Here is a 17,685-nt window from a genome sequence, read left to right as displayed (position 1 = left end):
CTCCTTGCCTCAAATTTAGGGAAGAAGGCGTCCAGAAATCTAGGGGCTATTCAGTCTGCACATCAAGGATAGACTTACGCGTGTCGCGATACATCCTGTCGGTGATCGACGGCGCATTGGCGCGCATCCACGGCTGAATGTCCTTCTTGAAGTCAAGAGTACGCTTATTGGGTGAGGCCTTGATGGCCGCCCGGAGATAACCCTCCAACTTGTGAACATCATCCAAGGTGTTTTTTTCCTTTGGGGCCGGATGCCCGAGTTTATCGATTAGAGTAGTGAGGTCTCGTTGTGCGATGTAGATGAACTGAAAACCGTCTCCGCCGACTGCGTGAGAAATTGGGTTTCGGATGTTTATGCGGCACCAGTAGAATCTTGCGTCCGTCAGTTCGGTGTTCCACCAGTGTGCTGGAAGCGTGTCCGAGAAGTCCCCGCGATTGTCGTTGCGCACCGCGTAGGGCAGTTCGCCGGACAAGAACGCTTCAATCAGTCGTTCTCGCACCACAACAAGCCGCTTACGTGAACCCGCGATAGATGACAGGGTCTGTTCGCGCTTCTCCCTTAGCTGGCGCCATAGGCTATGGTCGATCACCCATCGGCGGTCGACTAATTTGCGGGCCTTCCGCCCTTCCGAGGCGGGCGCTAGTTCCGGCAGAATTGGTAGCGGAGCGAGCGATAGGTCAACGCTTGGTTCAAAGCCATGCCACTCGTTCGGGAATAAGGTTTGTCCCAACAGCTGCACAGCACGTGCGAGAAATACCATCCCCATGACGTCGCGCGGCCAACGTTCTGGTGCTAACCAGAAGCGTTGCCTATCATCCGCCTCCAAAAGGTCTCGCAGATGCGCGGGTAGGGGGCGCTCTCGGCTCACCTCTACGTGCCCCAGCCCCGGAATCACCGGGTTGAATAACTCCTCGATTTTCATAGTCGCTACCTCTGCGAACACCTCGTCGGAGCACGGGGAAGGCTGGAGGTGTGCCCAGCTTTTCGGTTGGCCGACCTATCCCCATGCATCTGAATTATGCCTCTTTAGACTTCCGTCCAGGAAACGGTGTGACCGATGCGCTGGGCCGTGGTTTGCCGTACCGCTCCCACGCCTCCATGAGCTTGCGGCGCTTCTTGAGTACGTCGCCTCTCTTGTATGCCAGTTCTGTCTCGTCACCGACCTTGTGAGCCAAAGCGGCCTCGGCAAGCTTGTCGGGAAAAGCGGTCTCTTCCTCCACCCAATCGCGAAATGTGGATCGGAAGCCATGAACGGTGATTTTGCCACCGATGGACTTGGCAGCTTTTTCCAAGGCCGTCTGGCTGATCGGGCGACCGGGACGCTGTCCTGGAAACACCCATTCGCTGGTCGCCGTCTCCTTCAATTCCTCGAGCAGGGCCATGGCCTCATCCGTGAGGGGGACACGGTGATCCCGTTCCTTGCTCTTCATGCGCTCTTTGGGAACCGTCCAAAGCTTGGCGGCAAGGTCGATTTCCCGCCAGGTGGCAAAACGAACTTCAACGGATCGGCTCGCAGTCAGGATGGCAAACCGTAGGGCCTTGGCGCCCATGTTGGTTTTCGCGCGCAGCTTCGGCATGAAATCGGACAAACTGTCGAAGGGCAGGGCGGCGTGATGTCCCCGGCTCAGCTTCTTTCTCTTCGATAGCAACAATTGGAGATGGCCGCGCCAACGCGCGGGATTTTCGCCCGTGCGGTAACCCTTCGCCTTCGCGGCATCGAGGACGCGTTCAATACGACCGCGCGTTCTGGATGCTGTCTCGTTCTTGGTCTCCCAAATGGGTTTCAGGATCCCGAGGATGTCTTCGGTGGTGATTTCGTCCAGGCGCTTGTTTCGGATCGGGAGGCAATAGCCGCTGTCGACCAGTTCGTCATCCTGGTCTCTGACGACCGACAATGTCATGCGCCACTGGGCCTGATGCTTGTCATTGTGGAACCCCTTGGTGATGTCGCCCACAAATTCCTCGGCATATTTGCCAAAAGTCATGGCAGCGGCTTCGCGTTCGGCTTTGGCGCGCTTCCGCTCCTCGATCGGGTTCTTGCCTGTTGCCAGCAGCCTGCGAGCGTCGGCGGCCATGCCACGAGCATCGGCAAGGCCAATGGATGCCAGGTTACCTAAACCCATCTCTTTGCGCTTGCCGTCCCATTGGAAGATGAAAGCCCACCGCTTGGCGCCGGTCTTATCTACGACGAGGTACAAGCCATCACCATCAGCGTGCAGACCCGGCTTGGTTATGGTCGTGACCGACCGTGCGGTTAGCCTGTGTGTCTGCTTGGCCATGCTTGCTACTCCACCCTAAAAGCAACCCTAAAGAAATCACCGGATTGCAGCGTACACGAGCGAACGGCAAAAACCAACTACATAGCCAAATGCTTCAAACTTTGAAGGAATTTCGGATTGCTGCGAACATTGACGGATAAAGGTATGGCGGACTTCCTCTCCGCCATTTTCCCAGCCAACCGCAAGAACACCACGCCGGGCGCCATGTCCCGAGCGGTGCCTTAGACGTGCACAAATGCATCACCTGCCGGTCATCTCTCTTGGGCACGGGCGTCGGTGCCTCCCCGGTCAGGACAAGCCGGTTCCTCCATGTTAAGAAAACATGAACGGCCCCAAGGGCTTCGGATTCGACCAGCACGGAACGACAAGCGCGCACTTCATGAGTCAGGTGGATGAACCCCAGATCGAGATGTCCGATGCTGACGGTGCTCTTGTCGCGCGGCTGTCCGGCGCGTGGACCACGCAATGGACACAGCAGATCCAGTCGCGAATCGAGGCCGCCTTTGCGGACCGTTCCGTGCCGGCCCGTCTCGAGTTCGACCTGACCGGCGTGACTGCGCTCGATACGGTCGGGGCCTTCCTTCTGGCCCGACGCCGTGACGAAATGGGGCAGAGGGTTCAAACCGCAATCACCGGCACCACCGAGGCGCAGGAAGCGCTTCTCAACCACGTCAATGCTATAGAGCCGCACGCCCCCGTGGCCAAGCCCACGCTGCCCTGGCTCTTACGGCCATTCGACGGGCTCGGCCGCATGACGGCCAACGCGTTGGTGGATGTGGTAGCCATTCATGCCGTTCTGGGGCGCGTGATGGCCGCGGCCGGCGCCACGTTCACCTTTCGTGCGCCGTTCCGTTTTGCCGCCCTGGTCAACCAGCTCGATCTGATCGCCTTTCGGGCCGTGCCCATTGTCGTGCTGATTTCAGTGGTGGTCGGCGCCATAATCACTCAGCAATCCATCCTCCAGCTCAACAATTTCGGCGTTGCGATCTATGTCGTCGATCTCGCTGCCATCCTCATGCTGCGCGAAGTGGGGCTCCTGCTTGCCGCTATCATGATCGCCGGACGATCAGGCTCGGCCATAACCGCCGAACTGGGCTCCATGCGGATGCGCGAGGAACTTGACGCGCTCAAGGTCATGGGCGTCGATCCCTATCAGGTGCTCATCCTGCCGCGCATGATCGCGCTGTTGATCGGCCTGCCCTTCCTGGCTTTCATTGGCGCTCTCTCGGGCCTCGTGGGCGCCGCCATCGTCGCACTGGTTTATGGCGGCATCCCTTTTGATATCTTTCTCGACCGGTTGCAGGGTGCTCTCAACATGCAAACTCTCCTTGTCGGCATGGTCAAGGCGCCTTTCATGGCCGTCATCATTGGGCTGGTCGCGGCCAACGAGGGCTTCAAGGTGCAGGGCAGCGCGGAATCCCTGGGCCGCCACACAACGGCCTCGGTCGTGCGGTCGATCTTTCTGGTCATCGTCGCCGATGGGCTGTTTGCCATGTTCTTTGCGGCCATCGGAGTCTGACCAATGGTCGATGCTGCAACGCCGGATCCCATTATTTCCATCCGCGATCTCGTCGTCGGCTTTGGCGATCAAAACGTCATCGACGGCTTTAGCCTCGATGTGCGCAAGGGCGAGGTGCTTGGCGTCATCGGCCCTTCAGGCTCGGGAAAGTCGGTAACCCTGCGCGCCTTGATCGGCCTGTTGCCCAAACGCGCCGGCGTCATCGAAGTGTTCGGCGAGGACTATGCGAGCCTGTCCTATAGCCAGCGCGTCGCCATAGAGCGTCGCTGGGGCGTCCTGTTCCAGCAGGGCGCGCTTTTTTCCTCGCTGACCGTGCTCGAAAACGTCGAATTTCCGATGCGCGAACATTTCGACATCCCAAAGAAGCTGCGCCGCGAAATCGCCCGCTTCAAGATCGATCTCGTCGGTCTCGGCCCGGATTCGGAAAACCTATATCCGTCCGAACTGTCGGGCGGGATGATAAAGCGTGCCGCTCTGGCCCGGGCCCTTGCGCTCGACCCCGATATCATTTTTCTCGACGAGCCGACCGCCGGCCTCGATCCCATCGGCGCGGCCCGCTTCGATGAACTTGTGTTGAACCTCAAGACGGCGCTCGGGCTTACCGTCTATATGGTCACCCACGATCTCGACAGCCTTGTTACAGTCTGCGACCGTATCGCCGCTTTGGGTCAGGGAAAACTGTTGCAGGTGGGCACGCTCGCCCAGTTGCAGGCATCCGAAGACCCCTGGCTTGTCGATTACTTCCACGGCCCACGCGCCGAGCACCATCTGGAGCAGACCTGATCGATGGAAAATAAGGCCAACTACGCCATCGTCGGCGCCTTTGTGACCCTGGTCATCGCTGGGTTCATGGGCTTTGTCTACTGGTTCTCGATCGCCGGACAGGTAACCGAACGCGCTGCCTACCGCATCGTCTTCGATGGCGCCGTCACGGGGCTGACGCCGGGCACCAATGTGCTGTTCAATGGCCTTCCGATCGGTACCGTCGAAGCGGTTTCCATCAATCCCGAGGACCCCAACCAGGTCCTCGCGCGCATCGCGGTGGAAGCAGACGCTCCGGTGATGAACGACACCCGCGCCATACTCGAGGTGCAAGGGCTGACGGGCTTTGCCAATATTCAGCTTCTCGGCGGCACGCTTGAAGCGGGGCGGCTCGAACCACAGGCGGGCCAGACGATCGCTGTGATGCAGGGCGAGGCGTCCGACTTCCAACTGATAATGGAAGGCGCGCGCGACATCATCGCCAACGCCGAATCCACCTTCGAGCGCATCGACAGCTTTTTTGCGGACAACGAAGAGCGGCTCACCTCCACCCTTGCCAGCATCGACGATTTGTCCAGCGGTTTGGCAGGCCTGGTTGAGGGGGCAGGCGAGGGCTCGGACTTCGACACCGTCGTTTCCAATGTCAGTACGGCGCTCGAAAGCGCCACTGCCACGCTGTCCGAGCTGGAGCTTCTGGTTTCCGACAACCGCGAAAACCTCTCGCGGACGATTGCCAATGCTGAATCGTTTTCTGCGGCGCTGGCCTCCAACTCCGAGGGTATCGACGGCTTCCTGTCGTCAATGACGGCGACCAGCGAACGCATCGGTCCGCTTGCCGACGAATTGCGCGATCTGACTGTTCAGGTCCGCGAGATCGTGGCGGCCATTCCCCCCGAGGATGTTCGCTCGACGGTGGCAGACGTCGGTGCCTTCGCCCAGACGCTCGCCAATAACACGGACAACATCCAGGGCTTTTTTGACGATGCCCGCTCCTTGGCCACCAACCTTTCGGGCGTCTCGGACGGTCTGCAAGGCACGCTGGACCTGATCGATCGCGCTTCGGCGGCCGTGGACCCCGACGTCATTGCCCGCGCCATGGACAATATCGACTCCTTCTCGACCGCGCTGGGCAGCAATGCCGTCAATGTCGATCAGATCCTCACCAACACGCGCACCTTCACTGAAACGCTGGGCAATGCCACCGAGCGAGCCGATACCATCATCGCCCGCATCGACGGCATGATCACCACCGAGGACGGCCGCATGCTGTTCGAGGAATTTGGTGCCACGGCAACAGCGCTGCGCCAACTCATCGACCGCGTGGACGGAATGGTCGCGTCCGACGACGGCCAGTCGCTGTTTGCCGACTTCAGCGCAGCCGCCACCTCGATCCGCGAATTGTCCGATACGCTAAATACCGTCGCCGCCTCACCTGAAGGCCAGCGGGTGATCGCCGACATTTCAACTGCGGCCAATTCCATTGAAAGTCTGGCCAACGCGCTCGACGAGCGCACACTGGCCCTGTCGGTGGAACTTTCAAATTTCACCAACAACGGATTGGGCGCCTATACCACCCTCGCCAATGAGGCAGTACGGAGCCTTGAGCTGTTCAACCGCGTTATGCAACAAATCGAGCGTAATCCTCAGTCACTGGTGTTTGGTGGAGAAACCGTGCGCGATTTCGCGCCGTGACTAACGGCCCGGTTCGGGAACGCGATAAAGAAAGTTAAACAAGGGACGAGCCAGATGCGTAATAAAATCGGCCGCCGCGCCTTTCTCTCGATGTCTGCCATCGGGCTCACCTCGACCCTGGCCGGATGCCTTGGTCTGGGCGCAAGCGCGCCCGTCACCTACGATCTGACCCCAGGTGCTCCCGGCCCTGTTCCGCGCCGGAGCAACCGCACTATCGTTGTGCGTGAGCCTGCGACCATTTCGACATACGATACCCAGCGCATCGTTGTGCGCCAGCCGGGCGGCGTTCTCAGCTACCTTAGCGAGTCCCAGTGGTCCGATACCCTGCCGCTGCTCGTCCAGACCCGCATGCTGCAATCGTTTCGCGACGCAGGGGTCACCAATATCGGCAGGCCGACCGACCCAATCGCGCTCGATGTGATCCTGTCGACAGATATCCGTGCCTTTGAACTCGATACCAGTGCCGGCGGTGCAATGGCCCGCGTGGCATTGGCCATACAACTCGTCAGCGACCGCAGCCGCACGGTGATTGCCAGTCAGACCTTCAGCGCCGATGTTCCCTCGCCATCACTCGATCAGGCCAATGTCGTCGCCGCCCTTAACACCGCGCTTGATGTCATCCTGCGTCAGATCGTGGAATGGACCGCCGCCCGTATCTGAGCGGAAACTTATGACCTGGCGCGAATTGCGGGGTTGTAAAAAGGCTCCGCGGACAATAAATCATACTTAATCTCGGTCGTTTTTCAGCCGCCATCCACCCCCATTTTCGGAGATTTTCCATGAGTTTCACCCCATCCGGCAAGCATCTGATCGCGGGCGAATGGGTTTCCGGCGCGGGGACCTTCGCATCCGAGCCCGCATCGGGTCCGAGCCATGAATTCGCGGTCGGAACGCCCGAACTGGTTGATCAAGCCGCAAAGGCCGCCGAAGCGGCCTTCTGGTCCTATGGCTATTCGTCGCGCAAGGATCGTGCGGCGTTCCTCAATCTGATCGCCGACGAGATCGAGGCGCGCGGGGCCGATATCACCGAAATCGGCTCCCAGGAAACCGGGCTCCCCGCCGCCCGCCTTGAAGGCGAACGCGGCCGCACCACCGGTCAGTTGCGCCTGTTTGCCGATCACATTATGAAGAGCGATTATCTCGATCGCCGTCACGATGCGGCGCTGCCCGACCGCAAGCCCGCGCCGCGCCCTGACCTGAAAATGGTCCAGCGTCCCATCGGCCCGGTTGCCGTGTTCGGCGCGTCCAACTTCCCGTTGGCCTTCTCCACTGCCGGTGGCGACACCGCAGCGGCTTTGGCTGCAGGCTGTCCTGTTGTCGTAAAGGGCCATGGCGCTCATCCGGGCACCGGCGAGATCGTCGCGCAGGCAATCGATGCTGCACGCAAGAAGCTTGACCTTCACCCTGGCGTCTTTTCGCTGGTCCAGGGCGGTGACCGTTCGGTTGGCCAGGCGCTGGTCCAGCACCCCGATATCAAGGCCGTGGGCTTCACAGGCTCGCTCGGTGGGGGCAGGGCGCTTTACGATCTGTGCGCCGCCCGTCCCGAACCCATTCCGTTCTTTGGCGAGTTGGGCTCGGTCAATCCCATGTTCGTTCTGCCCGAAGCACTCAAGGCGCGGGCCGAGGAGATGGGCAAGGGCTGGGCCGGGTCGCTGTCAATGGGTGCGGGCCAGTTCTGCACCAATCCCGGCATTGCCGTGGTGATCGAGGGCGATGAGGCCCGGAGCTTTATCGATACCGCCAAGGCATCCCTCTCCGAAGTCGGCCCCCAAACAATGTTGACCGACGGCATTGCCAAGGCATTTCGCGATGGCCGCGACAGGATTGCCGCCTCACAGGGTGTCCAGGAGCTGTTGACTTCGACCTGCGACCTGCGCAACGCCACACCCTATCTGTTTGAGACCGATGGCGACACCTGGCTGGCCAACCACGACCTCGGCGAAGAAGTGTTCGGCCCGCTCGGCCTGATCGTAACCGTCAAGGACGCCGACCAGATGCGCCAGATCGCCAAGTCGTTGCAGGGGCAGTTGACCTGTACCATCCACATGGATGCGGGCGATACCGATTTGGGCCGTTCCCTGATGCCCATCCTCGAGCGCAAGGCGGGCCGCGTGCTTGCCAACGGTTTCCCGACCGGCGTGGAAGTCGCCGATGCCATGGTGCATGGCGGCCCATACCCGGCCTCGACCAATTTCGGGCATACCTCGGTCGGAACGCTTTCGATCCGCCGTTTTCTGCGGCCCGTCAGCTATCAGAACATCCCCGACGCCCTGCTGCCGGCAGATCTTCAGGGATAAGTATAGCCAGCGATCCGGAGCGTGAGCCGCTCCGGATCGATCTCTTGCGAGAACCCCAGGCCCACCTCGGTTTTGCCTTCCGCGGGAAGGTAGTCGAGCGTGACCGAGGCCGTTTCGGTCTCGCCGCTCTCCAGAGCAACAACCCCTTCGATCACCACATCCGAGATCGTGACATATCCGCGATTGCAGACCTTGATTTTCGCCACATGGCCGTCTGCGATGGGCAGGCGGTCTTCCAGTGCGAGTTCCACCCGAGGCTCACCGCCTGATCGGGTCAGGGCCTCAAAGCCAATGAAGCCCGCCAGAGCCAGCACAAGCACCGCGCTTGCCGCTGCAGCGATCCATTCGATCCGCTCGCCTGATTGTCTCGCGCCAGATGCCATCTTTCGCTCCTAAAGAATCAGTCGGGCCGCAGCGGCCCCGATGGCTGCTGGGAAGCCGAGGACGACGGTGACGCGCAGTGCGCGCTGCAAGCTCATCCCGTCGAGCTGGCCGAGCAGCCACAGGCTGGCCAGGCTGACTGCCAGCGCCATCGCATAGCCCGAAACCGTAAAGCGCAGGAACGCGCTCCACCACGGCGTCTCAGGCGAGATTTCGCTGCCGCCGGCAAAGGAGGCAGCAAAGACAAAGGCGTGCATGAGCGCCAAAGACAACGGGATGAGCGCCAGCGCGTGCCACGGCGTCATGCGGAAAGAGATAAGTTGCATCTCTTCGGTTGGCGCCACGTTGAGCGAGAGAAAAAGCGCTCCCGCAGCCATGATGAGCATCTGGCCGTTGAAGGTTTCGTCCCTTTTTGCCGGTTCGGAATCGTCGCCGAACTGGCCGCGGGCCAGCATGGCGCCCAGCGCCGCTGGAAAGGTCTGAATTGCGATCATGCCCGCCGTTTCGCTCAGGCTGGCCGGATTGCCGAAAATGGCCAGAACGGTCATGACGGCTGCGCTGGTGACTATGCCGAGGCCATAGGCGATGGTCACATCACGCAGATCCTGGCGCCAGTCGCGGGTGCTCTCGAACCCGATCTCGCGCGAAAGCAGCATCATGAACGGAAAGCCGGTGACAAGCAGAACAAGCAGACGCCAGCGGTCCAGCGTCATGCCAAGCTGCCACATCTCCATGGTCATAAGCATGGGCAGCGCAAAAATCAGTGCGCCGCCCGCCCCGCGCAACAGACCCAAAGGAAACGGGCCCTGCTCCTGTTTCGATTCCGCGCGCGTGACCACCGGTCGCCCATCCATTATGACAGATATGGCGATAACGGGGATAAGCGGTGCGCGTTCCATTCAGACGGGCAGGGGAACCAGTTCGCTGCCGATATAGGCGATGATCAATTTCGTCAGTTCTTCCAATGACTTGATATGCGTACGCTCCCAGCCATGCGAGGCGTCGAGCGAAAAGCAGATCAGTCCGACCCGTAGATCCCAGCCCGCATCGATTGCCGCTGCGCTATCGGAGCGGTAGGAGCGGAAGGTGTCGCGGACATGGGCGATGTCATTGGCCTGGGCCAGCGCGAGAAGGTGCCTTGTGATGGGCAGATCGAACGGGCCGGTCCGATCGCGGAAAGCGATGGTTGCGGCGGCGTCATGGGTGGTCTGTCCGGGCCCTGTTACGCCGTTGTCGACGGCCACAAGTTCTTGAACCTGCTCACCAAATCCGTGCGTTCCCCCGATCCCCACTTCCTCGGAAATCGTGAACATCACCTGGGCTGGAACGGAGGGTGAAATGCCGTCATCGGAGAAGTGTTTTAGCGCCGCCAGAAGGCACGCAACGCCTGCCTTGTCGTCGAGATGGCGCGAGACGATGAAGCCGTTTTCGAGGAATTCGGGCTGCGCATCGATGGCGACAACATCGCCAACATTGACGCCAAAAGGTGTGGACTTGTGCTCTCGGTGACCCGACATTGCTGAACTTTGCGGAAATATTCCGTCCGCTTCGGGAAATTCGTCGATCCGCACTTCCAGATTGTCCCAATCGGCCGGTTGGGTATCCACCTCTGTGTTGAACAGATGACCCGATGCCTTGAGCGGCAGAATCGTGCCGCGCAACTCGCCGGCGTCGGTAAAGATCGTGCAGCGCGCCCCTTCGGCAAACCGCGCCGCCCATGTTCCGGTGTTGCGCAGCTTCGGGCGGCCATTGGGATGGAAGCCGGTGACCATGGCCCCGAGCGTATCGATGTGGGCCGCCAGCGCCCGTCGCGGTTCGCCATTGCCGATGGTGACGCTGAGGACGCCTCGCCGGGTGTAGCTGACCTGATAGCCCATGGTCTCGAGCCAGGCCGCGACCTTGACGGCGGCGCGTTCGGTCATCCCGACCGGTGAGGGGGTGTTGACGAGGTCCTCCAGACAGCGCTGGAGGTATCCGGTGTCGATCATTTAATGCTCTTTTTGCGTTTCTCGGTTCCACCGCGGGCCACGGGGTCGTGGAGGAAATCGCCGTTCAACTCGGCCTGCAGGTCGAGCATGGAACGCTCGGCGTAGGCCATATGATCCGACATGATCTTGTGAACCCCGTCGGCATTGCCCGCCTGCATGGCGGCGATCATCTTGCGCTGGTATTCGATCCCCTGCGCACGCAACACGGGCTTGGGCTGGACGTAGATGTCGTGACAGACGGCCAGATCCTTCAAAAGCCGCTGCAGGAAGCGGCAGGTGAAGGCGAGCAGGGCGTTGTCGGCGTATTCTGCCACCACGGCGTGGAAATCGAGTTCGGCCATGCGCTGGTCCCAGCGCTCCTGGGCATCGGCAGGCTCATGATCGTAGATTGCGATGATGCCATTGAGCCGCTCATAGGCCATTTCGTTCATGTTGGCCATCGCACTCACGGCAACGAGCGGTTCGAGCACCTTGCGCAGCGCGTAGATATCGCCAATCGTCACCGTCTTGGCGAACAGATAGTTGGACAAAAGGCTCATCGCCCGGTTTTCCGACATGGTGTCGATGAAGGCCCCGCCACCCGGCCCGGTGCGGGTGCGGATCAGCCCCTGCACTTCGAGCGATTTGAGCGCTTCGCGGATCGTGCCCTTGGACGCTGTGTACTGCTCCATCAATTCGCGCTCCTGGGGCAGCCGGTCTCCCGGCTGCAGCCCGTGCTCGATGATGGTCTTCTTGATCGCATCGACGATTTCGTCGGTGCGCTTGCGGCGGAGGGGGATTGGGGTGTCTAGGGCGTTCATGATACTATTGGGCTGCGGCCAGCCGGGGCGCGCTGGCAATCAACTCCCTTGTATAGTCGTGACCCGGTGCGGCAAACAGTTTCTCGGCGGTGTCCAGTTCCACCATCTCGCCCATATACATGACCGCGACCCGGTCCGAGACCGATTCCACGACCGCCAGATCGTGGCTGATGAACAAATAGGACAGCCCGAACTCGCGCTTGAGATCGTCGAGCAGCAAGAGAACCTGCGCCTGCACCGAAACGTCGAGCGCCGAGACCGGTTCGTCCAGAACCATGATTTTCGCTTCCGCCGCCAGGGCGCGGGCAATGGCGATGCGCTGGGCCTGGCCGCCGGAAAATTCGTGCGGATAGCGCTCCAGCGTGTCCTTGGGCATCTGCACCGCGTCGAGCAGGTCACGTTTTCGCGCCTTGCGCCTGTCGGCATCATAGCCGCGCAACAGGTTGAGTGGCACGTCAAGAATCCTGTCTATCGTCTTGCGTGGATTCAAGGAAGCGACGGGGTCCTGAAACACATACTGGATCATCTGCCCGAAGGCCCGCGAGCCTTCCGATTGCAGCGCGTCATAGGCTTTGCCGCCGATTTCGACGCTGCCCGAGGTCGGTGTTTCGAGGCCGACCAGCATGCGCGCGATTGTCGATTTACCCGATCCGCTTTCGCCCACGATGGCCAGCGTTTCGCCCTGTTTGAGCTCGAACGTCACGCCCTTGACGGCCTGAACCGCGTGGCTCTTGCCACCAAACAGGGTGCGGTTGCCCCCGAAGGTTTTGACCAGGTCTTTTACGACGATGGCGTTGCTCATGGTTTGCCCTCCGCAAACAGGGGCCGGACAGTGGCGAGGAAATCCTTGCCCTTGCCCAGTTCGGGCACGCAGGCGATGAGCTTTTTGGTGTAGTCGTGCTGGGGGTCGCGCAGGACATCCGGCGTCGTCCCGCTTTCAACGATGACGCCGTCCTTCATCACCGCGACCCGGTCGCACACCTGGGCGACAACCCCGAAATCGTGGGTGATGAGCAACAGCGCCATGCCGCGTTCGCGGCGCAAATTCTGAAGCAGGTCGAGAATTTTGGCCTGGACGGTGACGTCCAGAGCCGTTGTCGGTTCGTCGGCGATAATGACGTCAGGATCGTTGGCCAGCGCCATGGCAATGCCGATGCGCTGGCGCTGCCCGCCGCTCATTTCGTGCGGAAAGGCATCGACCCGCTCGGCTGCATCGCGGATGCCCACCTGTTCCATCAAAGCGATAGCCCGCTCTTTGGCTTCACTCTTGCCGACCGGTTGATGGGTGGTGATGGCTTCGGCGATCTGCTCACCGACCCTGTAGAGCGGATGAAGCGTGGTCAACGGGTCCTGAAACACATAGGCGACCTTGGAGCCGCGCAGCGCCCGGATGCCGCTTTCGGACCGCGAGAACACGTCCTCGCCCTCGATGGATACCGAACCCCCGGTGATGATGCCCGGCGGAGAGGCGACAAGCCCGAGCAGCGACAGGGCAGTGACGGACTTGCCCGACCCGGACTCCCCGATCAGCCCCATGCATTCGCCCTTGTTGAGGGTAAAGGAGATGTCCTTGACCGCCGGGATGGTGGCCCGGCCGCGCTGAAAGCTGGTTTCGAGATTGTGGACGTCGAGAATGGCAGTTGCCTTGTCCTGGGGCTCGGCAGCCTTTTTGCGCTCGATCCGCGTTACCGAAAGCGGGCGGGTCAGATCGCCGGCCCGCAGGCGCGGATCGAGCACGTCGCGGACGCCATCGCCCAGCAGGTTGATGCTCATGACGATGGCAAAGATCATCAACCCGGGAATGATCGACACATGGGGCGCATTAAACAGCAGGCGCCGGCCCTCGCCCAGCATGGAGCCCAGATCGGACTGGGGCGGTTGCGCGCCGAGCCCGAGGAAGGACAGCCCTGCGGTTTCAAGGATCATCCAGCCCACGGTCGTCGACATTGTGATGACGATGACCGGCAACACGTTGGGCAGCACTTCGGAAAACAGGATCGCCGTATGCGATTTGCCCGAAAGCCGGGCCGCATCGACAAATTCGCGGCTGGCCAGCCCCACGGTGATGCCGCGAACGTTACGGGCAAAGAAGGGGATATTGACGACGGCAATGGCGTAAAGCGCATTGAGCAGCCCCGGCCCGAGCACGGCAACGATGGCCAGGGCGAGCAGGATATAGGGAAAGGCCATCAGCATATCGATGCCGCGCATCAATATGTTGTCGGTGATGCCCCGCGCGTAACCCGAAACCAGCCCGATCAGCGAGCCGATCAGCGCCGCAATCAGCGTGGCGGATAGCCCCACGGCAATCGAGACCCGCGAACCCCAGATGAGCCGGGCGAGAATATCGCGGCCCAGATGGTCGGTGCCCAGAAAATGGCCATCCGAAAAGATCGGCTGCAGCCGGTTGGCGGGCAGGGTGGCGTCAGGGTCGGGGATGGGCAGGAGCGGGGCGAGGAGCGCAATGGCGCCGATCAGAACGAGAACGACGAGCCCGCCGGCTGCCAGCCGGTTGTTGAGCAACAGGCTCCAGCTTGAGAGCCGGGCCGACGAAGGCGCATTGTCTGCGGTCGCGATTGCCTGGGTCATGTCTTGAGCCTCGGGTCCAGAACGGCCTGCGCCACGTCGGCGAGAAGATTGATGAGCACGTATGTGACGGCAACCACCAGCACGCCGCCCTGCACCAGAAGGATGTCGCGGGTGGAAATGGCGTTGACCAGCATCGCCCCGATGCCCGGCCACTGGAACACGGTCTCGATATAGACCGCCCCGCCCATGACGAACCCGGCCTGAATGCCGATCACCGGAATGATCGAAACCAGCGCGGCCTTGAAGGCATGGCGGTAGATCACCGCGCGTTCATTGAGGCCCTTGGCGCGGGCGGTGCGGACGAAATCCTGGCGCAGCACTTCGAGCATCGCCGCCCGCGTGAGACGTGCGATGACGCCCGTGGCGACGATGGCCAGCGTGGTGGCGGGCAAAATCAGATGGATCAGAAGGTCGGGCAGGTCGCCTCCGCCATAGACCGCGTACATGCCCGAAGCGGGCAGCACGCGCCATTGCACGGCAAACAGCAGAATGAAGATCAGCCCCAACCAGAAGGCGGGGGTGGAAATGCCGATCAGGACAAAAAAGGTAACGATCCGGTCGGTCCAGCCGAACTGGCGGACGGCGGAAACCACCCCGGCGAAAATGCCCAGGATCGAGCACAGCACCAGCGAGGCACCGGCCAGGATCAGCGTTGCGCCAAAGCGTTCGAGCACTTCATCGATCACCGGGCGGTTGAGGATGAACGAGCGCCCGAAATCGCCCTGCACCAGATTCCCCACCCAGACGAAATACTGCTCCCAGACCGGGCGGTCCAGCCCAAGTTCGCGATTGATGCGGGCGACGTTTTCGGGGGTGGCATATGAGCCCAGAATGGCCAGCGCCGGATCGCCGGGGATCAGCGCCATGATGCCGAACACGATCACCGACAGCCCAATGATGACGGGAATGGCCGAGACGAGGCGTTTGAGGATATAGCCGGGCATGTCTGCATTTCCTCTTTTGCGGCGGGGGCTCGTTTCGTTGGGGAAGCGAGCGGTGCGTTATGCCCCCCTTGGTCACCCCGGCCCTGAGCCGGGGTCCAGTATGCGGCAGCGCTTGTGGATTAGCACGAAGGCTGCCGGGTACTGGGTCCCGGGTCTTGCCCGGGATGACATTGGTGGGTGAGCGGAGCGGTGGGGCGGGGCCGCAAGCGCCTGGCCGGCAGCCCCACCCCCAAGGCCGCTACTGCTTGGTCACGGTCCGCAGGAGCAGGTTGAAGTCCGGCTGGAGTTCAAAGCCTTGCACATTGGCCGTGGAGACCGCGTTCTGCTTCCAGTTGGCAACGAAGATCCAGGGCGCATCATCGTGAACGACCTGCTGGACGTCGCGATAGAGCGCGGCGCGGGTTTCCGGATCGGTTTCCATGCGGGCCTGATCGAGCATTTCGTCGACATCGACATTGGAATAATAGCTCGAATTGAACCCGCCGTCTTCCGGCCATGCGGCGGTGCGCAGGGTGAGGAAGGGGAGGGTATCGGGATCGGTGGTCATCCAGGCCATTTCGGCCATGTCCGCCTTGCCTTCGAGACCCGGGTTCACGTTCGCAAGGAAGGTGTTCCACTCATAGGTCTCGATTTCGACATCGAACCCGACGGCTTCGAGATCGGCCTGGATCGCCGTGCCCATCGGGATGGGATCGAGCATGCCCGAGCCGCCTTCGGTGACATAGAAGGTGACCGAAAGATCTTCGACCCCGGATTCTTCGAGCAGCTGCTCGGCCATTTCCGGATCGTAGGGGTAGGGCTCGACGGCATCGTTATAGGCCCAGGCGAAAGCCGGGGGGATGGGGCCGGCGGATACGTCGGCAGTGCCCGAAAGCACGTCGTTGACCAGCGTTTCCTTGTTGACCGCGTAGTTGGCGGCCTGGCGCACCAGCGGATCGGCAAACGGGCCTTCCTTGGCGTTGAGCATCACGTACCATGTGTGCGGACCAACGGCGTCATAAACAGTAAAGCTGGGGTCCTCGGCGAACATCGATACGTTGTCGGGGGGCACTTCCACCATGATGTCGATGCCGCCCGAAAGCATTTCGGCAACGCGGGTGTTGGCGTCCGTGATCGGGCGGAAGACCACGGTTTCCATGCCGGCCGGATCGCCCCAATAATCCTCGTTGCGTGAAACCACGACCCGGGTGTTGGACTGCCATTCCTCGAATTTGAACGGGCCGGTGCCCACCGGATTGCGCCCGAAATCCTCGCCATATTCGGCAACGGCGGTCGGGGACACGATGACGCCGGTGTTGGTGGCGAGATTGGTCATGAACGGCGCGAACGGGGTGCCCAGGGTAAATTCGACGGTGTACTCGTCGAGCACCTCGACCGAGGTCACGTCCGCAAAATTGAACGAAAGCGGGAAGGGGCCGGTATCGTAATAGGGGTGTTCCTCGTCGAGCATGCGATCGAAGGTGAACTTGACCGCCTCGGCGTTGAACGGGGTGCCATCGTGGAAGGTGACGCCCTCGCGCAGAGTGAAGGTATAGACCAGCCCGTCATCGGAAATGGTCCAGTCCGTCGCCAGGGCCGGCTCGACTTCGAGCGTGCCTTCGGCAAAGCGCACAAGGCCTTCAAACATGTTGGTCAGAATGCGGAAATCGTTGGCCGCGGTGGAAACCTGCGGATCGAGCGTCTGGGGCTCGGCGATCTGGCCCACGATCAGGACATTGGGCGGGGTCTGTGCAACAACCGGCGATGCGGCCATGAGCACGGCGATTGCGGCCCCGGCTAAAAGCTTCTTCATGATAACCTCTCCTTTGGAGCGTTCCCAGAAAAAGTGGCCCCCACTTTTCCGGTTCGGGAACGCGATTTGGCAGCTTCTGGCGTTCCGAGAAAAAGTGGCTCCCACTTTTTCGGTTCGGGAACGCGACGACTTAATTACGTATTCCGGATCGTTGCCCGGTTCTGACTTGGCCCCCGGAGCTTGCCTTGGAGGCGCTGGTCTCCTAATGAATTTATCAGCATAAATGGACATGGCAATACATTTATCGCTATAAATTCAATCAGGGAGAAAAACTGCCCATGACGTTCTCAATTCTCGCCCATGACCGTACAAACGGTTCGTTCGGTGTCGCAACGGCGACGGGCGGGCCGGCCGTCGGCTCGTTGGTGCCGCACGCGCGGGCCGGGGTGGGGGCGTTGGCAACGCAAGGCTACACCAACCCGCTTTATGCCTTTGACGGGCTGGCGGCGCTGGACGCCGGGCAGGGCGCCGAGGCCGTGGTCTATGCGCTGACCACCGCCGATTCCGAACGCGACCGGCGGCAGTTGATCGTCATGGACCGCACCGGCGCAACGGCCGGGTGGAGCGGGCAGGGCCTGACCGCGGCCGTGGGCCTGCATCTGCAAACCGACATTGCCATCGCCGGAAATCTCCTCGCCAACA

At 61.3% G+C, this 17,685-nt stretch carries 16 protein-coding genes; 6 read left to right on the top strand and 10 right to left on the bottom strand.

The features are described 5' to 3' along the window. Nucleotides 1–46 precede the first annotated feature (46 nt). Both AACZ55_RS11130 and AACZ55_RS11125 read right to left on the bottom strand, forming a co-directional pair. Complete coding sequence (locus tag AACZ55_RS11130; protein ID WP_339646099.1) at nucleotides 47–922, bottom strand: hypothetical protein; 876 nt, start codon at nucleotides 920–922, stop codon at nucleotides 47–49. A 94-nt stretch (nucleotides 923–1,016) separates the two neighbouring features. After that, a complete protein-coding gene (locus AACZ55_RS11125) occupies nucleotides 1,017–2,279 on the bottom strand; it encodes an integrase arm-type DNA-binding domain-containing protein (RefSeq protein ID WP_339646097.1) in 1,263 nt (420 codons plus the stop codon). Nucleotides 2,280–2,658: 379 nt separating this feature from the next. Between AACZ55_RS11125 and AACZ55_RS11120 the strand changes: the two genes are divergently transcribed. From AACZ55_RS11120 to AACZ55_RS11100, 5 genes are all read left to right on the top strand, one after another. Further along, nucleotides 2,659–3,798 (top strand): ABC transporter permease, encoded by a 1,140-nt coding sequence (locus AACZ55_RS11120; protein WP_339646095.1) that lies wholly within the window; start codon nucleotides 2,659–2,661, stop codon nucleotides 3,796–3,798. Nucleotides 3,799–3,801: 3 nt separating this feature from the next. Continuing rightward, the gene (locus tag AACZ55_RS11115; protein WP_338607123.1) at nucleotides 3,802–4,581 is read left to right on the top strand and encodes an ATP-binding cassette domain-containing protein; all 780 of its coding nucleotides are present in this window, start codon (nucleotides 3,802–3,804) and stop codon (nucleotides 4,579–4,581) included. 3 nt (nucleotides 4,582–4,584) lie between these two features. Then, on the top strand, nucleotides 4,585–6,252 hold the full coding sequence (locus AACZ55_RS11110; RefSeq protein WP_339646093.1) for an MlaD family protein: 1,668 nt from the start codon (nucleotides 4,585–4,587) through the stop codon (nucleotides 6,250–6,252). A gap of 54 nt (nucleotides 6,253–6,306) precedes the next feature. Further along, nucleotides 6,307–6,912 carry an ABC-type transport auxiliary lipoprotein family protein gene (locus AACZ55_RS11105; protein WP_339646091.1) on the top strand — a complete coding sequence of 202 codons (606 nt, stop codon included), beginning with the start codon at nucleotides 6,307–6,309 and terminating at the stop codon, nucleotides 6,910–6,912. A gap of 119 nt (nucleotides 6,913–7,031) precedes the next feature. After that, complete coding sequence (locus AACZ55_RS11100) at nucleotides 7,032–8,549, top strand: aldehyde dehydrogenase (NADP(+)) (protein ID WP_339646089.1); 1,518 nt, start codon at nucleotides 7,032–7,034, stop codon at nucleotides 8,547–8,549. Here AACZ55_RS11100 and AACZ55_RS11095 read toward each other — a convergent pair. The 8 genes from AACZ55_RS11095 to AACZ55_RS11060 all read right to left on the bottom strand — a co-directional run bounded on the left by AACZ55_RS11095 (nucleotide 8,540) and on the right by AACZ55_RS11060 (nucleotide 17,043). Next, entirely contained in the window at nucleotides 8,540–8,932 is a 393-nt protein-coding gene (locus AACZ55_RS11095; protein WP_339646087.1) for a hypothetical protein, read from the bottom strand. The two genes, AACZ55_RS11100 and AACZ55_RS11095, sit on opposite strands and share 10 nt — an antisense overlap. Before the next feature lie 9 nt (nucleotides 8,933–8,941). Then, nucleotides 8,942–9,769, bottom strand: coding sequence for a TIGR02587 family membrane protein (locus AACZ55_RS11090; RefSeq protein WP_338607118.1), 828 nt, complete (start codon nucleotides 9,767–9,769; stop codon nucleotides 8,942–8,944). 60 nt (nucleotides 9,770–9,829) lie between these two features. Beyond that, a complete protein-coding gene (locus tag AACZ55_RS11085) occupies nucleotides 9,830–10,918 on the bottom strand; it encodes an osmoprotectant NAGGN system M42 family peptidase (RefSeq protein WP_339646084.1) in 1,089 nt (362 codons plus the stop codon). Then, nucleotides 10,915–11,718 carry a GntR family transcriptional regulator gene (locus tag AACZ55_RS11080; RefSeq protein ID WP_339646082.1) on the bottom strand — a complete coding sequence of 268 codons (804 nt, stop codon included), beginning with the start codon at nucleotides 11,716–11,718 and terminating at the stop codon, nucleotides 10,915–10,917. Before AACZ55_RS11080 ends, AACZ55_RS11085 begins: the two co-directional genes overlap by 4 nt. Nucleotides 11,719–11,722: 4 nt before the next feature. After that, nucleotides 11,723–12,520 (bottom strand): ATP-binding cassette domain-containing protein, encoded by a 798-nt coding sequence (locus AACZ55_RS11075; RefSeq protein WP_339646080.1) that lies wholly within the window; start codon nucleotides 12,518–12,520, stop codon nucleotides 11,723–11,725. Beyond that, the gene (locus AACZ55_RS11070; RefSeq protein WP_339646078.1) at nucleotides 12,517–14,307 is read right to left on the bottom strand and encodes a dipeptide/oligopeptide/nickel ABC transporter permease/ATP-binding protein; all 1,791 of its coding nucleotides are present in this window, start codon (nucleotides 14,305–14,307) and stop codon (nucleotides 12,517–12,519) included. The genes AACZ55_RS11075 and AACZ55_RS11070 overlap by 4 nt, the downstream gene beginning before the upstream one ends. Then, nucleotides 14,304–15,251, bottom strand: coding sequence for an ABC transporter permease (locus tag AACZ55_RS11065; RefSeq protein WP_339646076.1), 948 nt, complete (start codon nucleotides 15,249–15,251; stop codon nucleotides 14,304–14,306). The genes AACZ55_RS11070 and AACZ55_RS11065 overlap by 4 nt, the downstream gene beginning before the upstream one ends. Nucleotides 15,252–15,489: 238 nt before the next feature. Then, a complete protein-coding gene (locus tag AACZ55_RS11060; protein ID WP_338607112.1) occupies nucleotides 15,490–17,043 on the bottom strand; it encodes an ABC transporter substrate-binding protein in 1,554 nt (517 codons plus the stop codon). A gap of 278 nt (nucleotides 17,044–17,321) precedes the next feature. Here AACZ55_RS11060 and AACZ55_RS11055 point away from each other — a divergent pair. Then, nucleotides 17,322–17,685 (top strand): DUF1028 domain-containing protein (locus AACZ55_RS11055; protein WP_339646073.1); only part of this gene is annotated, 364 nt, incomplete at its 3' end.

It is taken from the genome of uncultured Pelagibacterium sp., assembly GCF_963972885.1.
Lineage (GTDB): Bacteria > Pseudomonadota > Alphaproteobacteria > Rhizobiales > Devosiaceae > Pelagibacterium > Pelagibacterium nitratireducens.
This window is presented reverse-complemented; position numbering and strand designations above follow the sequence as displayed.

Coding starts and splice junctions, on each gene's coding strand:
- AACZ55_RS11105 (WP_339646091.1), top strand. CDS start 6,307: ATGCGTAATAAAATCGGCCGCCGCGCCTTTCTCTCGATGTCTGCCATC.
- AACZ55_RS11095 (WP_339646087.1), bottom strand. CDS start 8,932: ATGGCATCTGGCGCGAGACAATCAGGCGAGCGGATCGAATGGATCGCT.
- AACZ55_RS11110 (WP_339646093.1), top strand. CDS start 4,585: ATGGAAAATAAGGCCAACTACGCCATCGTCGGCGCCTTTGTGACCCTG.
- AACZ55_RS11115 (WP_338607123.1), top strand. CDS start 3,802: ATGGTCGATGCTGCAACGCCGGATCCCATTATTTCCATCCGCGATCTC.
- AACZ55_RS11080 (WP_339646082.1), bottom strand. CDS start 11,718: ATGAACGCCCTAGACACCCCAATCCCCCTCCGCCGCAAGCGCACCGAC.
- AACZ55_RS11120 (WP_339646095.1), top strand. CDS start 2,659: ATGAGTCAGGTGGATGAACCCCAGATCGAGATGTCCGATGCTGACGGT.
- AACZ55_RS11125 (WP_339646097.1), bottom strand. CDS start 2,279: ATGGCCAAGCAGACACACAGGCTAACCGCACGGTCGGTCACGACCATA.
- AACZ55_RS11060 (WP_338607112.1), bottom strand. CDS start 17,043: ATGAAGAAGCTTTTAGCCGGGGCCGCAATCGCCGTGCTCATGGCCGCA.
- AACZ55_RS11130 (WP_339646099.1), bottom strand. CDS start 922: ATGAAAATCGAGGAGTTATTCAACCCGGTGATTCCGGGGCTGGGGCAC.
- AACZ55_RS11065 (WP_339646076.1), bottom strand. CDS start 15,251: ATGCCCGGCTATATCCTCAAACGCCTCGTCTCGGCCATTCCCGTCATC.
- AACZ55_RS11100 (WP_339646089.1), top strand. CDS start 7,032: ATGAGTTTCACCCCATCCGGCAAGCATCTGATCGCGGGCGAATGGGTT.
- AACZ55_RS11075 (WP_339646080.1), bottom strand. CDS start 12,520: ATGAGCAACGCCATCGTCGTAAAAGACCTGGTCAAAACCTTCGGGGGC.
- AACZ55_RS11085 (WP_339646084.1), bottom strand. CDS start 10,918: ATGATCGACACCGGATACCTCCAGCGCTGTCTGGAGGACCTCGTCAAC.
- AACZ55_RS11070 (WP_339646078.1), bottom strand. CDS start 14,307: ATGACCCAGGCAATCGCGACCGCAGACAATGCGCCTTCGTCGGCCCGG.